Genomic DNA, 16,613 nt, shown 5'->3' on the forward strand with positions numbered 1-16,613 from the left:
GGCTATAGGAAGGTAACGAGCAACGAATGAAAGGGGTTAAGCGAATGAAAGCATCACAAGAATCGCAGAAAAAGGTCACCCAACTGGCTGGTCAGCCCATCAAGGCGTTCCAGCTTGGCAGGTCGGCTAGGGAGTGGCAGCACGGTTATGGGACCCCTTCCGATGGGGCCGATACGAACCAGCAGCACCAACCCACCTGGCAATTAACCCCCACAGCAAAGCAACTGATTATTTACTTTTCGCGTTCGGGCAGCACTGAGCTGGTGGCTAGTCAACTTGCTGCGGCGACTCAGGCGGATGTGCTAGAACTGGTGGTAAAAAGGCCCTATTCCGGTAATTATTTAGAAACGCTCCGGCGGGCTAACACCGAACGGGAGACGGAAGATTATCCGGAATTGGCCCTCCGAGTGCCTGACTTGGCGCAATACACCACCATCTATTTAGGTTATCCCATCTGGGCGATGACGTTGTCGCACCCGATGACGGAATTTTTAACCACCTATGGGCGGCAATTGACTGGCAAACTGATTGCGCCATTCATGACTGAAGGCGGCTATGGGCAGGGCGATAGCGTGGAACGTATCCAAGCGATTCTGCGGGGACAAGGTGCCCGGAACAATCGCTATACCCGACCATTGGTGATTGATGGTAACCGTGCAGATCAGGGAACTCAGCAAGTGGCGACTTGGGCTAACCACGTTGAAGCGATGGCGTAATTGGGGCAACGTCGCCTTAATCGTGGGGATATTGATGATTAGTGGGGTGGGCTTGATGCAAAGAAAGCAACCAGAGTCAATGAAGTCGACGGTTGGTCGAGTCACCAGAATTAGTTAGACGGCAGTTCGAGGCGGTGGCGCCTCAGTTATTTCAAAGCGGTCACGACTCAAAATGAGCGTCAATGATTAAGTAACTGAAAGGATTGGATAAAATGACTGAACCAAAGCAATTAATCGTTTATTTTACGGCGTCTGGGACAACGGCTCGGGCTGCCCGGGCTTTACAACAAGCCACGGGCGCGGACCTAATCGAGATTCAGCCCCAAGAGGCCTACCCGCAAGCCTATAGTGAGTTAACCAAACGCGGGCAACGGGAAATGGACCAGCAGATTCGTCCGGCGATGAACTTAGAAGCGTTCAGCAATTTTAAGGATTATTCGACAATCTTTGTGGGGTATCCGACGTGGTGGGGGCAACCGCCAATGATTATCCATACGTTATTTGATGGCTTAGACTTTACGGGTAAAACGGTCGTGCCCTTCATGACGAGTATGAGTTCGTCAATCGATGAGGCCATGCCAACGTTTAAAGAACTACTTCGGCCGTATTCAGCAACCAAATTAGTAGACGGCTTCCGTTATCAAGGAAGTGCGGCTCAGGTGACCCAGTTCCTGCAAGCTCATAAATTAGTCTAAAAGTTAAGGGTCCGAGCCACCTCTAATCGTCTTAGTTTAGGAATGAATTATAATTAAACTAACCAAATGATTGGGAGGACTATTTGATGAATAATGAACGGTTAACGGCCTTTGAAGACGCGATTCTAGCGATAATTATGACCATTCTGGTTTTGGATTTGAGTAAACCAGATCCGGTCAGTTGGGCGGGATTGTGGGCGTTACACGCGAGCTTCTTTGCGTACGCCCTTTCCTTTTTCTGGATTGGGTTGATGTGGGTCTCACACCATAATAGTTGGCAGGCGGTCCGGCAGATTAATATGGGGACGGTATTACTGACGTTAGTGCTCCTATTTTTTGCCTCACTGTTTCCCTACACGACCAGTTTAGTGGCCGACAATTTTAATAACGCCACGGCACAGGCACTCTATGGGTTGATTATTATCGCCATCTCTCTGTTAAACGTGGTTCTTTCGCTTAATCTGGGACGACTAAATCCCAAGGCTAAGTTTGGACTACTCTACCGAACACCAACGTCTGTCGTGATGTTGGACTTAGGTATCAAGTTTGTCGGTCTGGCATTAGCGGTGACCGTTTATCCGCAGGCAATGATCTATTCGATTTTTATTGCCAGTTTAACGTTAGGCTTGAGTTTGGCCAAAAATTAAAAGTTTTTGAATTTAAGACTTGCTATGGAGTTCACTTCAAGGTTTATGATGAATCATGAATTGAAGGAGGAAACAAATTATGAAGACGATTAAATTAAATAACGGTGTTGAGGTTCCCGTACTAGGGTTTGGGACTTTTCAAATGACAGACGCACAAGAAGCTGAAAAGGCCGTCCGGGATGCCATTCAAGCTGGATACCGGCACATCGACACGGCCCAAAGCTACATGAACGAAGAAGCGGTCGGCCGGGGAATTGCGACGTCCGGCGTCGACCGCAAGGAATTGTTTGTCACGACCAAGATTTGGGTCGAAAACACGAGTTATGACGGGGTCATGAGCTCATTCCAGCGTTCATTAGATCGTTTGGGCCTGGATTACGTTGATTTGTTATTACTGCACCAGCCCTACAATGATACGTTTGGTGCTTGGCGCGCCATGGAAGAATTACAAGCGCAAGGAAAGATTCGAGCCATTGGCGTATCGAACTTCAGCGTTGAACAGGCGGTCAACCTGGCCGAATTTAACGACGTGACGCCACAAATCAATCAAATTGAAATTAATCCTTTCCAGCAGCAGACGGCCAACATTGTGGCACTCCACGATGAAGGCATGGCAATCGAAGCCTGGGCACCCTTTGCGGAAGGAAAGAACGATATTTTCACGAATCCAATTCTGACTAAGATTGGGGCGAAGTACGGAAAGTCCGTTGCCCAGGTCATCTTACGGTGGGTCATCGAACAAGACATTGTAGTCTTGGCTAAGTCGGTCAAGCCAGAACGGATGCACCAAAACCTGGATATCTTTGACTTTGAATTAAGCGACGAAGATAAGGCAGCAATTGCGACCCTGAACGATGGTGCGAGTCAATTCTTCTCCCATGCCGACCCCAAGATGATTAAGTGGATGGCCGGCCGTCGCTTGGATGTTTAATTACGGAGGTAATAAATTATGACAGAAATGACGTTTGACTTAAATAACGATGTTAAAATCCCAGCGATTGGAATTGGGACGTTTCAAATGTCCGCTGACCAGGCACAGCAGGCGGTCATCGATGCTTTAGCTGCCGGCTACCGCTTGATTGATACGGCCAATGCCTACCTCAATGAAACGGGTGTTGGTCGGGGGATGCAGGCTTCGGGCGTGAAGCGCGAAGATATCTTCTTAAGTTCCAAGCTTTGGCCAACGGTCTACACGGACGACCATGCGGTAGACGATACGTTACAACGATTAGGGACGGATTACGTGGACCTCATGTTCCTTCATCAACCGGCAGGAGACTATTTAGCGGGGTACCGTCAGTTGGAACAGGCTTACCGTGACGGCAAGGTGAAAGCCATCGGGATTTCTAACTTCGAGGGTCAAAAACTAGAAGACCTGTTGGAACATGCCGAAATTAAGCCCCAAGTCATTCAGGCCGAGGCTCATCCGTACTTTACGCAAGACGCCGTGCGGCAGATGGTGGCGCCGTTTGGCACGCGATTAATGGCCTGGTTCCCATTAGGTCACGGGGACAAGAATCTGGTTAACGAGTCCATCTTTACGGAACTGGCCCAAAAGTATCATAAGTCCAACGCCCAAATTATTTTGCGGTGGCACACTCAGATGGGGTTTGTGGTGATTCCGGGATCGACAAATGCGGCGCACATTCAGGCCAATCATGATATTTTTGACTTCACCTTAACGGATGAGGATATGCAACGCATCGCCAGTGTGAAGAAAAACATTCGGTATTACACGCCGAGTGCCGCGAACGAAGAACGGTACGCGACGATGCAATTAGACTTCGCGTCTGAGAAATAAGAATTCATCAATCTAGGAGGACTTTTGAAAATGAAAAACGTGTTAATTTTAGGCGCCAATGGGCAAATTGCTCAAATCGTTGAAGAACGAGTCTTAAAGGAACAACCCGATGTGGCTTTGACCCTCTTTTTGCGAAACAGTAACCGGTTAAGCAACCTGGGAACCAATGATCGTGTGACCTTGGTGGATGGTGATTTAGCGGATTACGATGCCGTTAACGCCGCTATGAAGGGGCAAGACTTGGTTTACGTGGCCTTCGTTGACCATACCGCGGATAACGTGATTACGAAAAACGTGGTCAAAGCGATGCAAGCCAACCACGTGACCCGGGTCGTTGAATCGAGCTTACTAGGGCTCTACAATGAAGTTCCGGGTGAATATGGTCGGTGGAACTACAGCATGGTCAAGAGTGGGTTACCAGCGTCAATCAATGCCGATAAACTCTTGGCAGAATCTGGACTGGACTACACGACGTTACGGTTCCCGTGGTTGAATGACCGGGACGAAGTCAAGTACTCGATTACGCATAAGGATGAACAGTATGTGGGCGTTTCCGGCTCACGACAAAGTATGGCGGACGTGATTGTGAAGATTATTGCCGATCCGGATTACCTGAAGAACGATAGTGTCGGGATTGCGGATGCAGATACCCAAGGGAAGACGCGTCCGGTTTACTAAAATTTAGAATCAGTGGTAAATGGCGTCACCGAGTAATTAGACTTGGTGACGCCATTTTTGACGGAAAAATCTAGGGATAAAGAGACTGGCACTTTAGGACGACTAAAAACCGGACCATCCCGATTCGCCGTAAGGGCGTCAGGGTGATCCGGTTCATTAAATCTGATTTAGCTGGCCGCATCGTCCGCGGCGCTGGTGTGATTGTTGGTATCGCTGGTACTGTTAGCGGTACTGGTCGAACTAGCCGATGACGTGGTCGTGGTTGATGACGTGGTACTACTATCAGTGTCGTCGTTGCCGTTACCACCAGTCGGTTTTTGTTCCGTACTGGAAGATTCCTTGGACGTACTGGATTCGGTCGTGCTGGTCGTGGCCCGCGAACTCGAATTCGTCGTGGCCTGACCGTTACTGCTGTAGGCCGATGAACTAGTGGTGTTGGTCGAGCCGTACTGACTGGTCGACGTGGTATCGGAGACCGTGCCGGCGTGACCGGTCACGTAGTACTCGGTGTTGCCGTTTTGCTTGGTCTCGGTAACGGTACTTGGGGCCGTCCAGTTGGAGTTAGGACTCTGTTGCGCCAGGTAACTCATTTCGTACTTGTAAATTTCCTGAGCGATCGACGTCTCACTCTCACTGACGTAGTGGCCGGTCTGGAACTGCTTATCGTAACCGGTCCAGACAGATACCGCGTAGTTCTTGGTGTACCCGGTGAACCAGGAGTCCATCGTGGCGCCATCCGGCACCTTGTCGGCGTAATCGTCCGGGTAGGAGTCCGTCCCGGTCTTGCCGGCTTGGTACAGCCCGGAGATGGCGGCGGAACGACCCGACCCATTTTCGTTGGTGATGACGTCCTTCATCATGTCGGTCAACATGAAGGCGGTCGCACTGGACATGGCCTTCTTCCCGGAAGACGTGTAGTTGTGCGCCTTGCCGTCTTGGGTGACCACCTTGGAAACCAGGTACGGCTTGTAGTAGGTCCCACCGTTGGCGAAGGCGGCGTAGGCCGCGGCTTCTTGTTCGGAGGAGATGTACAGCCCAATCCCGTTTTGCAGGGTCAACGTCTTGTCAAACGACATCCCTAAACCACTCAAGAAAGTCGTGGCCTTCTTGATGCCGACGTTTTGTAAGGTCCGTACGGCCGGAATGTTCCGGGATTCGTACAACGCCTTGCGCATGGTGATGGTGCCTTGGTACTTCCGGTCCCAGTCGTACAAACTCTTGGTGGTGCCCGGGTAGGTAAAGGCACTATCCTTGACGGGTTCGTAGGTCGGGTAGTAGAGGTACTCGATGGCTGGCCCGTAGTCCATTAACGGCTTGGCGGTCGAGGCACTGGAACGGTCGGTTTGCACGGCGCGGTTCAACCCGAAGGTAACGTTACCGGTCTTCCGGCCCCCAATCATGGCGACGACTTTCCCGTTATTCGGGTTGACAATCGTGGAACCGACCTGGAACTTGCTGGACGGGAAGTTGACGTAGTTGTTGGTGTTGACGATGTTGTACAGCTTCGTTTGGGCGCCCATGTCCAGGTTGGTGTAGACTTTCAAGCCACCGGTCGTGGTGTTGTAACCCTTATCCTTCAGTTCCTGGTAAACCTGTTTCAGGTAGGCGTCGACCACCTTGGTGGTGTGGACGCTGGTGGCACTGGTCAACGAGTGGTCCTTGACCAGACCGCTAGAAATGCTGGTGGCCTGCGCCTGTTGGGCCTGTTCACTGGTAATGACCTTACTCTTAGCCATGGATTGTAACACCAGATTCCGGCGTTGCTTGGCGTATTGCGGGTACTTGATCGGGTCGTAGCTGACCGGCGACTGCGGCATCCCGGCGAGTTGCGCCAGTTGGGCTAAGTTGAGGTCGGTCAGTTTCTTGCCGTAGTAGTACTGGGCGGCCGTCTGCATCCCGTAGACCCCGTTACCCATGTAGACCTTGTTAATGTAGTATTCCAGAATCTGGGGCTTCGAGTAGTCGTGGTCGACCTTTAAGGCCAACCAGGCTTCTTGGGCCTTACGTTTCAGGGTCCGATCGGACGCGGCGGTCGAGAAGACCGACAGCTTGACCAGCTGTTGCGTCAAGGTACTCCCACCTTGCATCCCCAACGACGAGCCGGTGATGTTGGCGAAGGCGGCCCCTAAGATCCGCACGGGATCGACCCCATTGTTCTTATAGAAACGCTTGTCTTCGGTAGAAATAACGGCCTTGGCTAACAGAATTGGAATATTCTTGGCCGTGACGTAGGTCCGGTTTTGGGCCCCCAGCCGGGAAATCACTTTCCCGTCGGCGTCGTAGACCCGCGTCGAGGCGTCACTAGATAGGGCACTTTTGGTGATCTTCGGGGCGCTTTGCGCGTAGTAGAAGAACAGTCCCGCCCCGGCGAGCAGGCCTAAGACCAGCACGGCGACCAAGACGTACAAGACGCGACGAAAGGTGCGCCACCCGCCGCGACGGGGTTTTTGCGGGCCCGCTTCTGCCTGTTGCCGTTCATCGGCATGCCGGCTCATGCGGGTTTCCCGCGGTTCATTGTGACTAGACATGGTAATCTCCTTTGTGTAGTAAACGTAGTCAGAACTCGGCGGTTAGGCGAGCAATTGATCTACGGCCTTTAGATAAGGAATTAAAGGCTGAATATGCGGGGTAATCAGGATCCCGTGCGTCGCAATCTCGGCGTAGGGGATCGACTTACGGCCGCCAGTAGCTTGGTCGTCCCAGAAGGGGAAGAGATCTTCCGCTCGATACAGGTAAATCTCCTGGTGGACCACGAACTTAATAATGGCAAAACAGATGCCGCCCTGCGCCGTACAAGCGCGGAAGTGGTCGATTTGGTGCTGATGGAAGTTTTTCAGGGGAAACGCGGTCTTGTTGCGGGTTTCCTTGGCATCAAAATCGAGATACCGTCCCTGATAAACACCATTGTAATCGGTCGTCGATGCGGTGCTAAAGTAGGCCTCTTTAATCACCGCGGCACTACGCTTCGGGTAATCGACTTTGACGATCCGAATGGGTGTCGGCTTCTTGTGCACGACCGCTAAGCCGTGCGTTTCGTAGTAAACATTACTTTCGTTGAGCGCTTCTTCTAGCGACATACCCCGTTTACCGTAGTTGGTAAACGTATTGGAAAAGTGGGCGTGATCGTTGGATGCCGGCGCTCGGTAGGCATGCCCATTGGGATACCGGATGGTCATGACGCCTCACACTCCTTCGTGTTGCTGGCCCAGTTATTGACATTATACCAAGCTCGCCTGAAAATAAAAACTCTAAACCGCACGCGGGCGTCGTTTCTGACTGAATTAACCCTTATCAATTGCCCCCAGGTTAGTTTTTCGCTACACTAATAGGTAGAGAAAATAAAAAGAATAAAGTGGGTGATGGTGTGAGTCGCTTATGGCTGACGGGCTATCGGAGCTATGAACTCGGCGTTTTTGGGACCGAAGATCCGAAGTTGCTCGTGATTAAGGCTACGTTAAAAAAATTATTGACCGAAAAAATTGAAAACGGGGTCGATTGGCTGATTACGGGCGGCCAATTAGGCGTCGAACAGTGGGCCGCTGAGGTGGGGCTGGAGTTGAAGACGACCTATCCGGAATTAAAAATCGCCATGATGACGCCGTTTGCCGAGTTTGGCAGTCAGTGGAACGAAACCAACCAGGCCGTTTACGGCCAACTGGCCAGCCGGGTGGATTTCCATCAAGCCGTTAGTAGCCAACCCTATCACGGTCCCCAACAATTAAGAAACTATCAAGAATTTATGCTGACCCACACGGACGAGGCGGTCTTGGTTTATGATTTAGAGGTTAGCGGTAAGCCGCAGTACGATTACCGGGCAATTGACCGGTACCGCGAGCGGCATACCTACCCCTTAACTTTGATTGATATGGATTGGTTACAGGAAAGTGCCAACGAATATCAAGAAAATTTAAATAATAGTTCCCAAAATGACTGAAGACTGGTATTATTAATAGTGCCGGTTCGATAAGACAACGAGGTGTAGTGATCGATGGAAAACGTTAATTTTACTCCTAAAGAAATTTTACAAAAGCAATTTCGGCAAAAGATGCGTGGCTACGATCCTGACGACGTGGATAGCTTCTTAGACAACGTCATCAAGGACTACGACACCTTTGTCAAGGAAAATCAACGGCTTCAAGAAGAAAACGAACGGTTGTTGGCCAAGGTTGACGAACTCACCAAGCAAGTGCAGGTGGGTGGCAGTCAGCCCCAAGCCACAACGGCCAGTCCAGCAGCTTCGAATGTCACCAACATGGACATTTTAAAGCGGCTTTCCAATTTGGAACGGCACGTTTTCGGTTCTCAATTAGATAATGATCCAAACGAGTCACATCGTTTGTAGAATTATAATGACGGTGTAAATCCTGGGTAATTGCGGTCGGCTTATGTCGGCTGAGGAAAGTCCATTCTCGCACAGGCTGCGATGCCTGTAGTGTTCGTGGTCGGTGAAAAAATAAGCCGGCGGGCGTGCTTTGCACGTTACGGCGGGGGAAAACGGCTAAGGCTTCGGCTATGCCTGAGTACCCCTGAAAAGTGCCACAGTGACGATACGGCTAGGGAAACCTAGGCGGTGGAACGCGGTAAACCCCTCGAGCGGGAAACCCAAACTTTGGTAGGGGAGCTTCACGTAAGAAATTGAACGATGCGTGGGGCAGACAGCAATGTCTGAGATAGATGATTACCGCTGTTGGTTAGCTGCCTGAGTTAACCAGGAGTACAAAACATGGCTTACAGGGATTTACACTTAGTCAGGTGGTGGGAGCTTGCTCCCACTTTTTTTATGTCTAAATTTATAAGACCTCAGGCTATGCCTTAACGGGTGATCTATGCTACCTTAACGCTAAGTGTTTCCAGCATAAGGGGTGGCAATGAGCGATGAAAACGAGTCAGAAGGTTCAATTAGTCTTACAACACATGGGGAATAATCCGTATCAGTTGGCCCAAGCGACCCAGGTGCCGGTGAAGCTGATCAACAATTTACTCTGGCACAACTTGGCCGCCGGAGATTTAACCCTGGCCCAGGCCGAACGGTTAGCCGATTATTGGGATCGGGTGGTGAGTTTATCACCGCGGGTCTAGTCATTAGCGGAGTCTGGGGCAAATGCCTCAGGCTTTTTTTGTTTTCCGAGTATCTGGTGTTGAAACGTGCGCCCAAAGGCTGCTGATTTCGCTTAACCCCGTAAGACAAACAATCCAAAATCAGGATTGTCCATCTTACGATGTTCATGCTCGTCAACAAAACGCCTTTTGTCACACTCTAGTTTTTTTCGGCGAAATTTGGCGGTAATGGTAGTCAGCCCCGGCATTCAATGATAGGATTAGCCTAGGTCTCCTCGAACTGGCCAAAAGTTAAGGTCTACGCCAGTCACCGCGGGTCGGTGATGGGCTTTGAGGAATGCACAACAGGAGGACAATATGGAAAAATTTCATTTATACGCGGCCACCGCAGCGGGCGTTGAAGCCTTAGCGGGCCGTGAATTACGGGACCTGGGTTACCAGACGCAGGTTGAAAACGGGCGGGTGCGCTTCGACGGCACCATCGCCGACATCTTAAAAACCAACTTATGGCTACGGACGGCCGACCGGATTCGGATCATCGTGGCCGAATTTGACGCGGTGACCTTCGACGAACTCTTCGAAGCCACCAAGGCCGTGCCGTGGGACCAATTCTTACCCATGGACGCCGCTTTTCCGGTGGAAGGCCGGTCACAAAAGTCACAACTACACAGTGTGCCCGACGCCCAGGCCATCGTGAAGAAGGCCGTGGCCACAAAGCTAGCGGCCATCTACCACCGGCGGACGCGGTTACCCGAAACCGGGGCGACCTATCCGTTGGAAGTCATGATCAACAAGGACCACGTCATGTTGACGTTAGACACCACCGGCCCCAGCCTGTTTAAGCGCGGCTACCGGGTCGGTAAGGGGGGCGCGCCCATCAAGGAAAACATGGCCGCCGCGTTGATTGCGTTGACCAGCTGGCACGCCGACATGCCGTTCGTCGACCCCGTGTGTGGGTCCGGCACCATCCCCATCGAAGCTGCCATGATCGGCCGGCACCTCGCCCCCGGCTACAACCGCGACTTCCTTTGCGAAAAGTGGGACTGGATTCCTAACGAACTGAGTCGCCAGGTGCGCGCCGAAGCCGATGATCAGGCCGACTACGACACGCCTTTACAGATTTTTGGGAGCGATATCGACGGCAGCATGATCGAAATCGCCAAGCGTAACGCCGCCGAAGCGGGGCTATCGCAAGACATCGAGTTTAAACAGCTGGCGGTCCAGGACTTTACGACCGACCTGCACCATGGGGTCATCGTTGCCAACCCACCTTACGGGGAACGGTTGAGCGACCAGGCCGGGGTCCGCGTCTTGTACAAGCAGATGGGCCAGGTCTTTAAGCCCCTGACGGATTGGTCGAAGTACATCTTAACGGCCGATTTGGAATTTGAACACTTCTACGGGCAAAAGGCCACTAAGAAACGGAAACTCTATAACGGGGCGTTACGGACGGACTACTTCCAGTTTTGGGCGCAACGGCAACCCCGGCACAAGGCGGCGCATTAACCATGCTCAAACCGGACTGTGTCTTCTGTCAGAAAACGGATCTGGTGTTGGAAAATGACCTGGCCAAGGCGTTTTGGGATTTGCATCCGGTCCGGGTGGGGCATTTGTTGATCGTGCCCAAGGCCCATTATGCGACCTACTTTGACGTGCCGGTGACAACCCGCCAAGCGATGGATGAGTTGTTGTTTCAGGCTAAAGCGTTGCTCGACCAGACCTACCACCCGGCCGGGTATAATATTGGCATTAACGTTAATCCGACCGGCGGGCAAACGGTGATGCACGCCCACATCCACTTGATTCCGCGCTACGTCGGCGACGTCAAGGACCCGCGCGGCGGGATCCGAAAGATGATTCCGGCCGCGGTACGCCGGCATTTCACTAGATAACTCACGCCAAGGTCTAACTTCTTAGAGGTTAGGCCTTTTTTTCGTGGTCAGTTGGGCGAATTTTTGGTAAAATAGTTAGGGAGTCCGAAACTAAAAGCTTTTAACTAATGATAAAAATATTTATTATAGGGGAGAACCGCACATGCTTTCATTTTATAGTTACAGCCAACTGATTTTTAACGCTTTGTTACCATACCCGGAGTTGATTCGCTGGACGACGCAAACACCGACCGACCAGGCCACTCATGATAACAATATTAATAATTAATCTAGCGTGCAATTTCTCCTGATTTTGGGTACAATTGGTCTGTACCACAAATTAGATTTCATGGGGGAAATAGCATGACTGGCGTTTATGGGGATATTCGCTTTATTTTGGAGAGTTCGTTGTTGAACACGGAGTTGAGTCGGTTGACGGGAATCTCGGCCGACCTGTTGAAACGGTTGCGGGAGCATCAAGTCGCCGTGACCAGCTTGACGTTGGCCCAGGCAGAACGCCTGTGTGCGGTGCGCAACGTCGTGGCCATCTACGAGGAAAAGTACCACCAAGCTTGCTGGGAATCGGCCTAGGCCAATCAACGGCATGTTAGAAAAAATTACATAAATTAGTGAAGGGGCCACAACTACTGATATTTTAGCAGTTGTGGCCCCTTCTTTTGTTAAATCATCTACCGAATCGCGCTCGAAAAACCAAAAAGTCATGACAAATGCCAATTCTAGTGTTAGAACTTATTACATAAAGAGCAGAGAGGGCGTTGCAAATGAATCTGGCAAATACGGCATTTGTTTTGATTGCAAGTATCTTGGTCTTATTTATGACCCCGGGACTGGCGTTCTTCTACGGTGGCTTGGTCACCGAGAAAAACGTGGTCAACACCATGCTGTCCGTCTTCATCATGACGGGGGTGGCGATTGTCTTATGGATTGCCTTGGGATACACGCTGGCGTTTTCGGGCAACATCGCTGGGGTTGTGGGCAACCTGAAACACGTCTTCATGGCGGGCGTTAATTTGGGGAGTTTAACCGCCACGAAGATTCCGATCGGGGACTATTCCCTGTTTCAAATGATGTTTGCGATCATCACCCCAGCGTTGTTTGTCGGGGCGATCGTCGGGCGGACACACTTTAAGTTCTTACTGGCGTTTCTCATCGTGTGGTCCATCTTTATCTATTACCCGATGGTCCACTTGGTTTGGAGCCCCAACGGCTGGTTAGCCAACCTGGGTGTCTTGGACTTTGCTGGGGGGACCGTCGTGCACATCAACGCCGGGGTCACCGCGCTGATCTTGTCCATCTGGCTCGGACCGCGGCTGAAGGTCGACAGCAAGGATCACTACAACTTGCCATGGGTCTTACTGGGTACGACCATTCTGTGGATTGGTTGGTACGGCTTTAACGCCGGCAGTGCGCTGGCCGTCAACAACGTCGCCATGCAAGCGGCCATCACCACCACGGTGGCGACCGGGACGGCGATGGTGGTCTGGATGATCTTAGATATCTGGACGACCGGTAAGCCAACCCTGGTTGGGGTCTGCACCGGGACGTTGTGTGGGCTGGTCGGCATCACCCCGGCGGCTGGTTACGTCACGATCCTCGGGTCCGTGGCTATCGGCGCCATTGCTACGTTAGCCAGCTACAGCTTCATCACGTTACTCAAGCCGCGCTTGGGCGTAGACGATGCGTTGGACGCCTTTGGTTGTCACGGCGTCAGCGGGATTGTCGGTAGTATTTTGACGGGGGTCTTTGCGACTAAGTCCGTCAACTCGGTCGTCACCACCAACGGGTTGGCCTACGGTGGTGGCTGGCACTTGTTAGGTATTCAGCTCTTGGCGACGGCCTTCACGATTGCCTTTGTGGCCCTCATGGGGAGTCTGCTGATCTGGTTACTGAAACGGGTCATGCCGATGCGGGTCAACGCCGTCGAGGAACGTCAAGGCTTGGACGAAGGGGAACACGGTGAACACGCCGATTATACGATTAGCCTGAACGCTAAATTAAGCGCCTTTACCTCCGATCAAGAAAAGTACGCCCCGGAGTTCAAGGGCCAACTAGAACGGTTACAGCACCCGACTCAGCCGGCAGAATCGAAGCTGAACAATCATTCCTAAAGAGTTCGTTTAGGTTTGGTTAAGATTGGGGCGAAAGTTTGCAACTCCTCCGGGAATTTGCTACCCTGTAAATGTGGTTGGGGCCACAAATATTCGGGGAATCGGGGGAATTGAAATGAAAAAAGATACTTTGGTTTTAATTGTGATGGTGGTACTGTCAGTTCTGTTATTAAGCTTGGTCCTGATGAAGTCACTGCTTTGGGCCGTTGGTTTTCCAGTCGCGTTTGCCGCACTCGGTGTGCTGTGCTACGGCGGCGAAGCCTTGCTCATGAAATCTAAAAATAATAATCAACGTCAAGCTTAAAGCGTTGACACCGAAAATAAGGGAGGCCCGTGAGCCTCCTTTTTGTTTGCTCTGAAACTGATATAATGGAAGAAAAAGTCTAGAGGAGTGGTTCAAATGTCTCGCACGCAACCCGTTGAATTGGTGACCATGGTCCTGGTTCAAGATCCCCAAACCAAACGTGTCTTGGTCGAAGATAAGGTCAACGTCCCTTGGAAGGCCGGTCACAGCTTTCCCGGTGGCCACGTCGAAGTCGGTGAAAGTGGGCTCAGTGCCGCCATCCGCGAGGTGCGCGAAGAGACCGGTCTGGTGTTAGCGACCGCCGAATTTTGCGGCACCTGTGAATGGTTTGACGTGCCGGGTGGCCGCCGTAAGTTAGGCTTATTGTACCGCAGTGACCAATTTAGCGGAGAGCTCCACGCCAGCGCGGAGGGGCGGGTGTACTGGCTACCCGAAAGCGAGTTAACGGTCGAGAACAGCGCCGAAAGTCTCCTGACGTTATTGCGCGTCTTTCACCACGAGACGGCGGCCGTGGTCAGCGAGCAGTGGGACGGTGAACTGCACGTGGATGCGGGGACGACCCGCTACTAGGACACAGGGGAGCGAGAATGATGAAAAGAGAAATGACGCTGGGGTTGACCCTAGCATTGGCGACACTGGGACTGGGGACGACTAATGCACAGGCGGCGGTAAAACGAACCAGCCGCCCCCAGGTGACACAATTCTTTACGGCTAAAAACATTAAAGCGTCCCAAAAAAATCAACGACTGATTGAACGGGTTGCCGACCAGAACCGGCAAAATCAGGCAGCTCTGAAAGCGGGTCAACCGCTTAAACTGATCGAACCGGTCGTGTATAAGCTTCCTTATACCGGTTTGATTCGCTCGGCACGCAACAGCATCGTTGAAGTTCGGCAGGGAAAGCAGCGTTTGTTTAAGGAAACGTCAACCGGGGTGCTGGTCTTTAACACCCAAAACTGGAAGGGCTTTTCAGCCGATCAACCGCTCAAAGTCTATGCAAAACACGCTAAGCAACGCTGGTCGCATCCAAGAACGGTGAAACTGGTTAGTTACGATACGGTGCTTAAATAACCTGTTCAGGTGTTCGAGGCATTGGTTCCTAAATATTGGTCATTAAAAGTTGACCCTAGAAATCGTTTGGCGGTTTCTAGGGCCAATTTTTAGATTGAATACGTTTTTCTAATGGTTAAGAGGATTGTATGATTTACCCAGGTAAAGTGCTAACATAACTAGCAGGAGGAGAAAATTATGAATAAAATTGTAAAAAGTGCCTTAGCTTTAATGGCTGGGGTGGGGATGTTAGGGACTACTACCGTTGTGGCTTCAGCCAACAGTCAGTATTCGGCCGCACGTTCTAATTCGGTTAAATTGGTTTGGCGGAAGAGTATGGGCCGTCACGCCTTAACGGCGACAAAGGGGCGCGCGTTATTCGCAACACCTGGGCATTCGGTACAGTAATAACGACGTAACGGAATCGGTCACGTGGTATACGGATGCCCATGAAAAACTTTATCGGAAAGCCAAGGGGAGTTCGGCCATCTACTATCACGTCAAAAGCGCTGATGGCACTTTACAAGGATGTATTTGGCGCGGCTATTTAAAGCCGACAACGACTAAGGCGACTAATAGTACTGCTTCCAACACGGGAACGACTAAGACGAATCAGTCTTCACAGCCAACCTCAACGGTGAACGACCCGCATGCTGTTCAGGCCATTAAAGGGTTGGGACACGGGGCTAAACCCGACCCACAATTGATGGTTGCAGCAAAAGGATTTTTGAAAGATATGCTGTCAAATTCACAGATAAAAGCTAAATTAACAGCTACGGCACTTTCAATGGGTGGAACCTATGAGAAGATTACAGGGGGAACTTCCGCTGATCGGACCCTTTATGAAAAGTCATTAACGAATAACTCGATTAGTACAAAAATTGGGTATGGACCCGATAAGGCTGAAACGGCCTTGACCACCGATTCTAGAAACTATTGGCCGGACGCACTTACAATGTCCTGGAAGTATTTGAGCGACTGGGATTATCAGGCAGGAACGAATCCCAAAACCTTCTATTCTTCAGTAAGAATTGGGTGTGCCACGCAGCATCTCTCTGGCGATACATACGCAGTTTTCGCTGTATTTGTCTATCCAACTAGTTATGAATCTATTCATCGGATAGATAATTAATTTGATTCAGAAAAAACTAATTCGAATCCTAAGTAGGTAGTTCAATCAATTTAAGATAACTATTTGATTTTTTAAATGGCAGTGTTCTGAAACATAATTGGGCCTCTGCCATTTAATATTTCTGGGTGACGATTATAGTCGCAACAATTGATACATTGCTTAATGAAATATCTCCTATAAGGTATACATGTTACTTATGATTTACCCAATAGAAGCCATACGTGTAAAGTTCTAATAGAACTAGCGGGAGGGGAAATTATGAAAAAAGTTGTAAAGAGCGTTTTAGCTTTAATGGCTGGGGTGGGGATGTTAGGGACTACTACCGTTGTGGCTTCAGCCAACAGTCAGTATTCGGCCGCACGTTCCAATTCGGTCAAATTGGTTTGGCGGAAGAGTATGGGCCGCCACGCCTTAACGGCCACGCAGGGCGCGCGTTATTCGCAACACCTGGGAATTCGGTACAGTAATAACGACGTCACGGAATCGGTCACGTGGTATACGGATGCCCATGAAAAACTTTATCGGAAAGCCAA

Annotated in this window: 21 protein-coding genes, 1 other RNA gene and 1 pseudogene; 21 read left to right on the forward strand and 2 right to left on the reverse strand. The window is 50.9% G+C overall.

Annotated features, from left to right (window positions below; genetic code table 11):
* The first annotated feature begins 44 nt into the window (after positions 1-44).
* The 6 genes from FD25_RS08915 (at position 45) to FD25_RS08940 (ending at position 4,537) form a co-directional block, all read left to right on the forward strand.
* A complete protein-coding gene (locus FD25_RS08915; RefSeq protein WP_146999876.1) occupies positions 45-716 on the forward strand; it encodes a flavodoxin in 672 nt (223 codons plus the stop codon).
* A gap of 212 nt (positions 717-928) precedes the next feature.
* Positions 929-1,411, forward strand: a complete 483-nt coding sequence (locus tag FD25_RS08920) for a flavodoxin (protein WP_083484127.1) — start codon at positions 929-931, stop codon at positions 1,409-1,411.
* Between the two features lie 86 nt (positions 1,412-1,497).
* Entirely contained in the window at positions 1,498-2,058 is a 561-nt protein-coding gene (locus FD25_RS08925) for a TMEM175 family protein (RefSeq protein WP_057803415.1), read from the forward strand.
* Positions 2,059-2,137: 79 nt separating this feature from the next.
* Positions 2,138-2,989 carry an aldo/keto reductase gene (locus FD25_RS08930; protein WP_057803417.1) on the forward strand — a complete coding sequence of 284 codons (852 nt, stop codon included), beginning with the start codon at positions 2,138-2,140 and terminating at the stop codon, positions 2,987-2,989.
* 18 nt (positions 2,990-3,007) lie between these two features.
* Positions 3,008-3,859 (forward strand): aldo/keto reductase, encoded by an 852-nt coding sequence (locus FD25_RS08935; protein WP_057803419.1) that lies wholly within the window; start codon positions 3,008-3,010, stop codon positions 3,857-3,859.
* Between the two features lie 30 nt (positions 3,860-3,889).
* Positions 3,890-4,537, forward strand: coding sequence for an NAD(P)H-binding protein (locus FD25_RS08940; protein ID WP_057803421.1), 648 nt, complete (start codon positions 3,890-3,892; stop codon positions 4,535-4,537).
* Between the two features lie 167 nt (positions 4,538-4,704).
* Here the strand turns inward: FD25_RS08940 and FD25_RS08945 are convergent, their stop codons facing one another.
* Positions 4,705-7,065, reverse strand: a complete 2,361-nt coding sequence (locus FD25_RS08945) for a transglycosylase domain-containing protein (RefSeq protein ID WP_057803423.1) — start codon at positions 7,063-7,065, stop codon at positions 4,705-4,707.
* Between the two features lie 42 nt (positions 7,066-7,107).
* The gene (gene recU, locus FD25_RS08950) at positions 7,108-7,713 is read right to left on the reverse strand and encodes a Holliday junction resolvase RecU (protein WP_057803425.1); all 606 of its coding nucleotides are present in this window, start codon (positions 7,711-7,713) and stop codon (positions 7,108-7,110) included.
* 188 nt (positions 7,714-7,901) lie between these two features.
* Between recU and FD25_RS08955 the strand changes: the two genes are divergently transcribed.
* From FD25_RS08955 to FD25_RS09010, 15 genes and pseudogenes are all read left to right on the forward strand, one after another.
* Positions 7,902-8,471, forward strand: coding sequence for an SLOG family protein (locus FD25_RS08955; protein WP_057803427.1), 570 nt, complete (start codon positions 7,902-7,904; stop codon positions 8,469-8,471).
* Positions 8,472-8,525: 54 nt separating this feature from the next.
* Positions 8,526-8,879, forward strand: a complete 354-nt coding sequence (gpsB, locus tag FD25_RS08960; protein WP_057803429.1) for a cell division regulator GpsB — start codon at positions 8,526-8,528, stop codon at positions 8,877-8,879.
* Positions 8,880-8,897: 18 nt separating this feature from the next.
* Positions 8,898-9,273, forward strand: an RNA gene (gene rnpB / locus FD25_RS13930) — RNase P RNA component class B.
* A 139-nt stretch (positions 9,274-9,412) separates the two neighbouring features.
* Positions 9,413-9,616 carry a hypothetical protein gene (locus FD25_RS08965; RefSeq protein ID WP_057803431.1) on the forward strand — a complete coding sequence of 68 codons (204 nt, stop codon included), beginning with the start codon at positions 9,413-9,415 and terminating at the stop codon, positions 9,614-9,616.
* 336 nt (positions 9,617-9,952) lie between these two features.
* Entirely contained in the window at positions 9,953-11,101 is a 1,149-nt protein-coding gene (locus tag FD25_RS08970; RefSeq protein ID WP_057803433.1) for a THUMP domain-containing class I SAM-dependent RNA methyltransferase, read from the forward strand.
* A 2-nt stretch (positions 11,102-11,103) separates the two neighbouring features.
* The gene (locus tag FD25_RS08975; RefSeq protein ID WP_057803435.1) at positions 11,104-11,487 is read left to right on the forward strand and encodes an HIT family protein; all 384 of its coding nucleotides are present in this window, start codon (positions 11,104-11,106) and stop codon (positions 11,485-11,487) included.
* A gap of 142 nt (positions 11,488-11,629) precedes the next feature.
* A complete protein-coding gene (locus FD25_RS14415; RefSeq protein ID WP_263862320.1) occupies positions 11,630-11,755 on the forward strand; it encodes a hypothetical protein in 126 nt (41 codons plus the stop codon).
* Between the two features lie 74 nt (positions 11,756-11,829).
* Positions 11,830-12,057, forward strand: coding sequence for a hypothetical protein (locus tag FD25_RS08980; protein ID WP_057803437.1), 228 nt, complete (start codon positions 11,830-11,832; stop codon positions 12,055-12,057).
* A 191-nt stretch (positions 12,058-12,248) separates the two neighbouring features.
* Complete coding sequence (locus tag FD25_RS08985; protein WP_057803439.1) at positions 12,249-13,595, forward strand: ammonium transporter; 1,347 nt, start codon at positions 12,249-12,251, stop codon at positions 13,593-13,595.
* A 115-nt stretch (positions 13,596-13,710) separates the two neighbouring features.
* Positions 13,711-13,899 (forward strand): hypothetical protein, encoded by a 189-nt coding sequence (locus tag FD25_RS08990; protein ID WP_057803441.1) that lies wholly within the window; start codon positions 13,711-13,713, stop codon positions 13,897-13,899.
* A gap of 96 nt (positions 13,900-13,995) precedes the next feature.
* Entirely contained in the window at positions 13,996-14,469 is a 474-nt protein-coding gene (locus FD25_RS08995) for an 8-oxo-dGTP diphosphatase (RefSeq protein ID WP_057803443.1), read from the forward strand.
* A gap of 20 nt (positions 14,470-14,489) precedes the next feature.
* On the forward strand, positions 14,490-14,969 hold the full coding sequence (locus FD25_RS09000; RefSeq protein ID WP_057803445.1) for a hypothetical protein: 480 nt from the start codon (positions 14,490-14,492) through the stop codon (positions 14,967-14,969).
* Between the two features lie 177 nt (positions 14,970-15,146).
* Positions 15,147-15,356, forward strand: coding sequence for a hypothetical protein (locus FD25_RS09005; protein WP_057803447.1), 210 nt, complete (start codon positions 15,147-15,149; stop codon positions 15,354-15,356).
* Positions 15,357-15,585: 229 nt separating this feature from the next.
* Complete coding sequence (locus FD25_RS14105; RefSeq protein WP_186811135.1) at positions 15,586-16,080, forward strand: hypothetical protein; 495 nt, start codon at positions 15,586-15,588, stop codon at positions 16,078-16,080.
* A 258-nt stretch (positions 16,081-16,338) separates the two neighbouring features.
* A pseudogene (locus FD25_RS09010) lies at positions 16,339-16,613 on the forward strand (hypothetical protein); the annotation flags it as partial.

This window comes from Levilactobacillus acidifarinae DSM 19394 = JCM 15949, from assembly GCF_001434835.1.
Classification (GTDB): domain Bacteria; phylum Bacillota; class Bacilli; order Lactobacillales; family Lactobacillaceae; genus Levilactobacillus; species Levilactobacillus acidifarinae.

Excerpts from the sequence above, each read along its gene's own strand:
- FD25_RS08920 (WP_083484127.1), top strand. The coding sequence starts at position 929 with ATGACTGAACCAAAGCAATTAATCGTTTATTTTACGGCGTCTGGGACA.
- FD25_RS08925 (WP_057803415.1), top strand. The coding sequence starts at position 1,498 with ATGAATAATGAACGGTTAACGGCCTTTGAAGACGCGATTCTAGCGATA.
- FD25_RS08985 (WP_057803439.1), top strand. The coding sequence starts at position 12,249 with ATGAATCTGGCAAATACGGCATTTGTTTTGATTGCAAGTATCTTGGTC.
- FD25_RS08935 (WP_057803419.1), top strand. The coding sequence starts at position 3,008 with ATGACAGAAATGACGTTTGACTTAAATAACGATGTTAAAATCCCAGCG.
- FD25_RS09005 (WP_057803447.1), top strand. The coding sequence starts at position 15,147 with ATGAATAAAATTGTAAAAAGTGCCTTAGCTTTAATGGCTGGGGTGGGG.
- FD25_RS08990 (WP_057803441.1), top strand. The coding sequence starts at position 13,711 with ATGAAAAAAGATACTTTGGTTTTAATTGTGATGGTGGTACTGTCAGTT.
- FD25_RS08915 (WP_146999876.1), top strand. The coding sequence starts at position 45 with ATGAAAGCATCACAAGAATCGCAGAAAAAGGTCACCCAACTGGCTGGT.
- gpsB (WP_057803429.1), top strand. The coding sequence starts at position 8,526 with ATGGAAAACGTTAATTTTACTCCTAAAGAAATTTTACAAAAGCAATTT.
- FD25_RS08930 (WP_057803417.1), top strand. The coding sequence starts at position 2,138 with ATGAAGACGATTAAATTAAATAACGGTGTTGAGGTTCCCGTACTAGGG.
- FD25_RS08980 (WP_057803437.1), top strand. The coding sequence starts at position 11,830 with ATGACTGGCGTTTATGGGGATATTCGCTTTATTTTGGAGAGTTCGTTG.
- FD25_RS08965 (WP_057803431.1), top strand. The coding sequence starts at position 9,413 with ATGAAAACGAGTCAGAAGGTTCAATTAGTCTTACAACACATGGGGAAT.
- FD25_RS08940 (WP_057803421.1), top strand. The coding sequence starts at position 3,890 with ATGAAAAACGTGTTAATTTTAGGCGCCAATGGGCAAATTGCTCAAATC.
- FD25_RS08975 (WP_057803435.1), top strand. The coding sequence starts at position 11,104 with ATGCTCAAACCGGACTGTGTCTTCTGTCAGAAAACGGATCTGGTGTTG.
- FD25_RS08970 (WP_057803433.1), top strand. The coding sequence starts at position 9,953 with ATGGAAAAATTTCATTTATACGCGGCCACCGCAGCGGGCGTTGAAGCC.
- recU (WP_057803425.1), bottom strand. The coding sequence starts at position 7,713 with ATGACCATCCGGTATCCCAATGGGCATGCCTACCGAGCGCCGGCATCC.
- FD25_RS09000 (WP_057803445.1), top strand. The coding sequence starts at position 14,490 with ATGAAAAGAGAAATGACGCTGGGGTTGACCCTAGCATTGGCGACACTG.
- FD25_RS14415 (WP_263862320.1), top strand. The coding sequence starts at position 11,630 with ATGCTTTCATTTTATAGTTACAGCCAACTGATTTTTAACGCTTTGTTA.
- FD25_RS08945 (WP_057803423.1), bottom strand. The coding sequence starts at position 7,065 with ATGTCTAGTCACAATGAACCGCGGGAAACCCGCATGAGCCGGCATGCC.
- FD25_RS08995 (WP_057803443.1), top strand. The coding sequence starts at position 13,996 with ATGTCTCGCACGCAACCCGTTGAATTGGTGACCATGGTCCTGGTTCAA.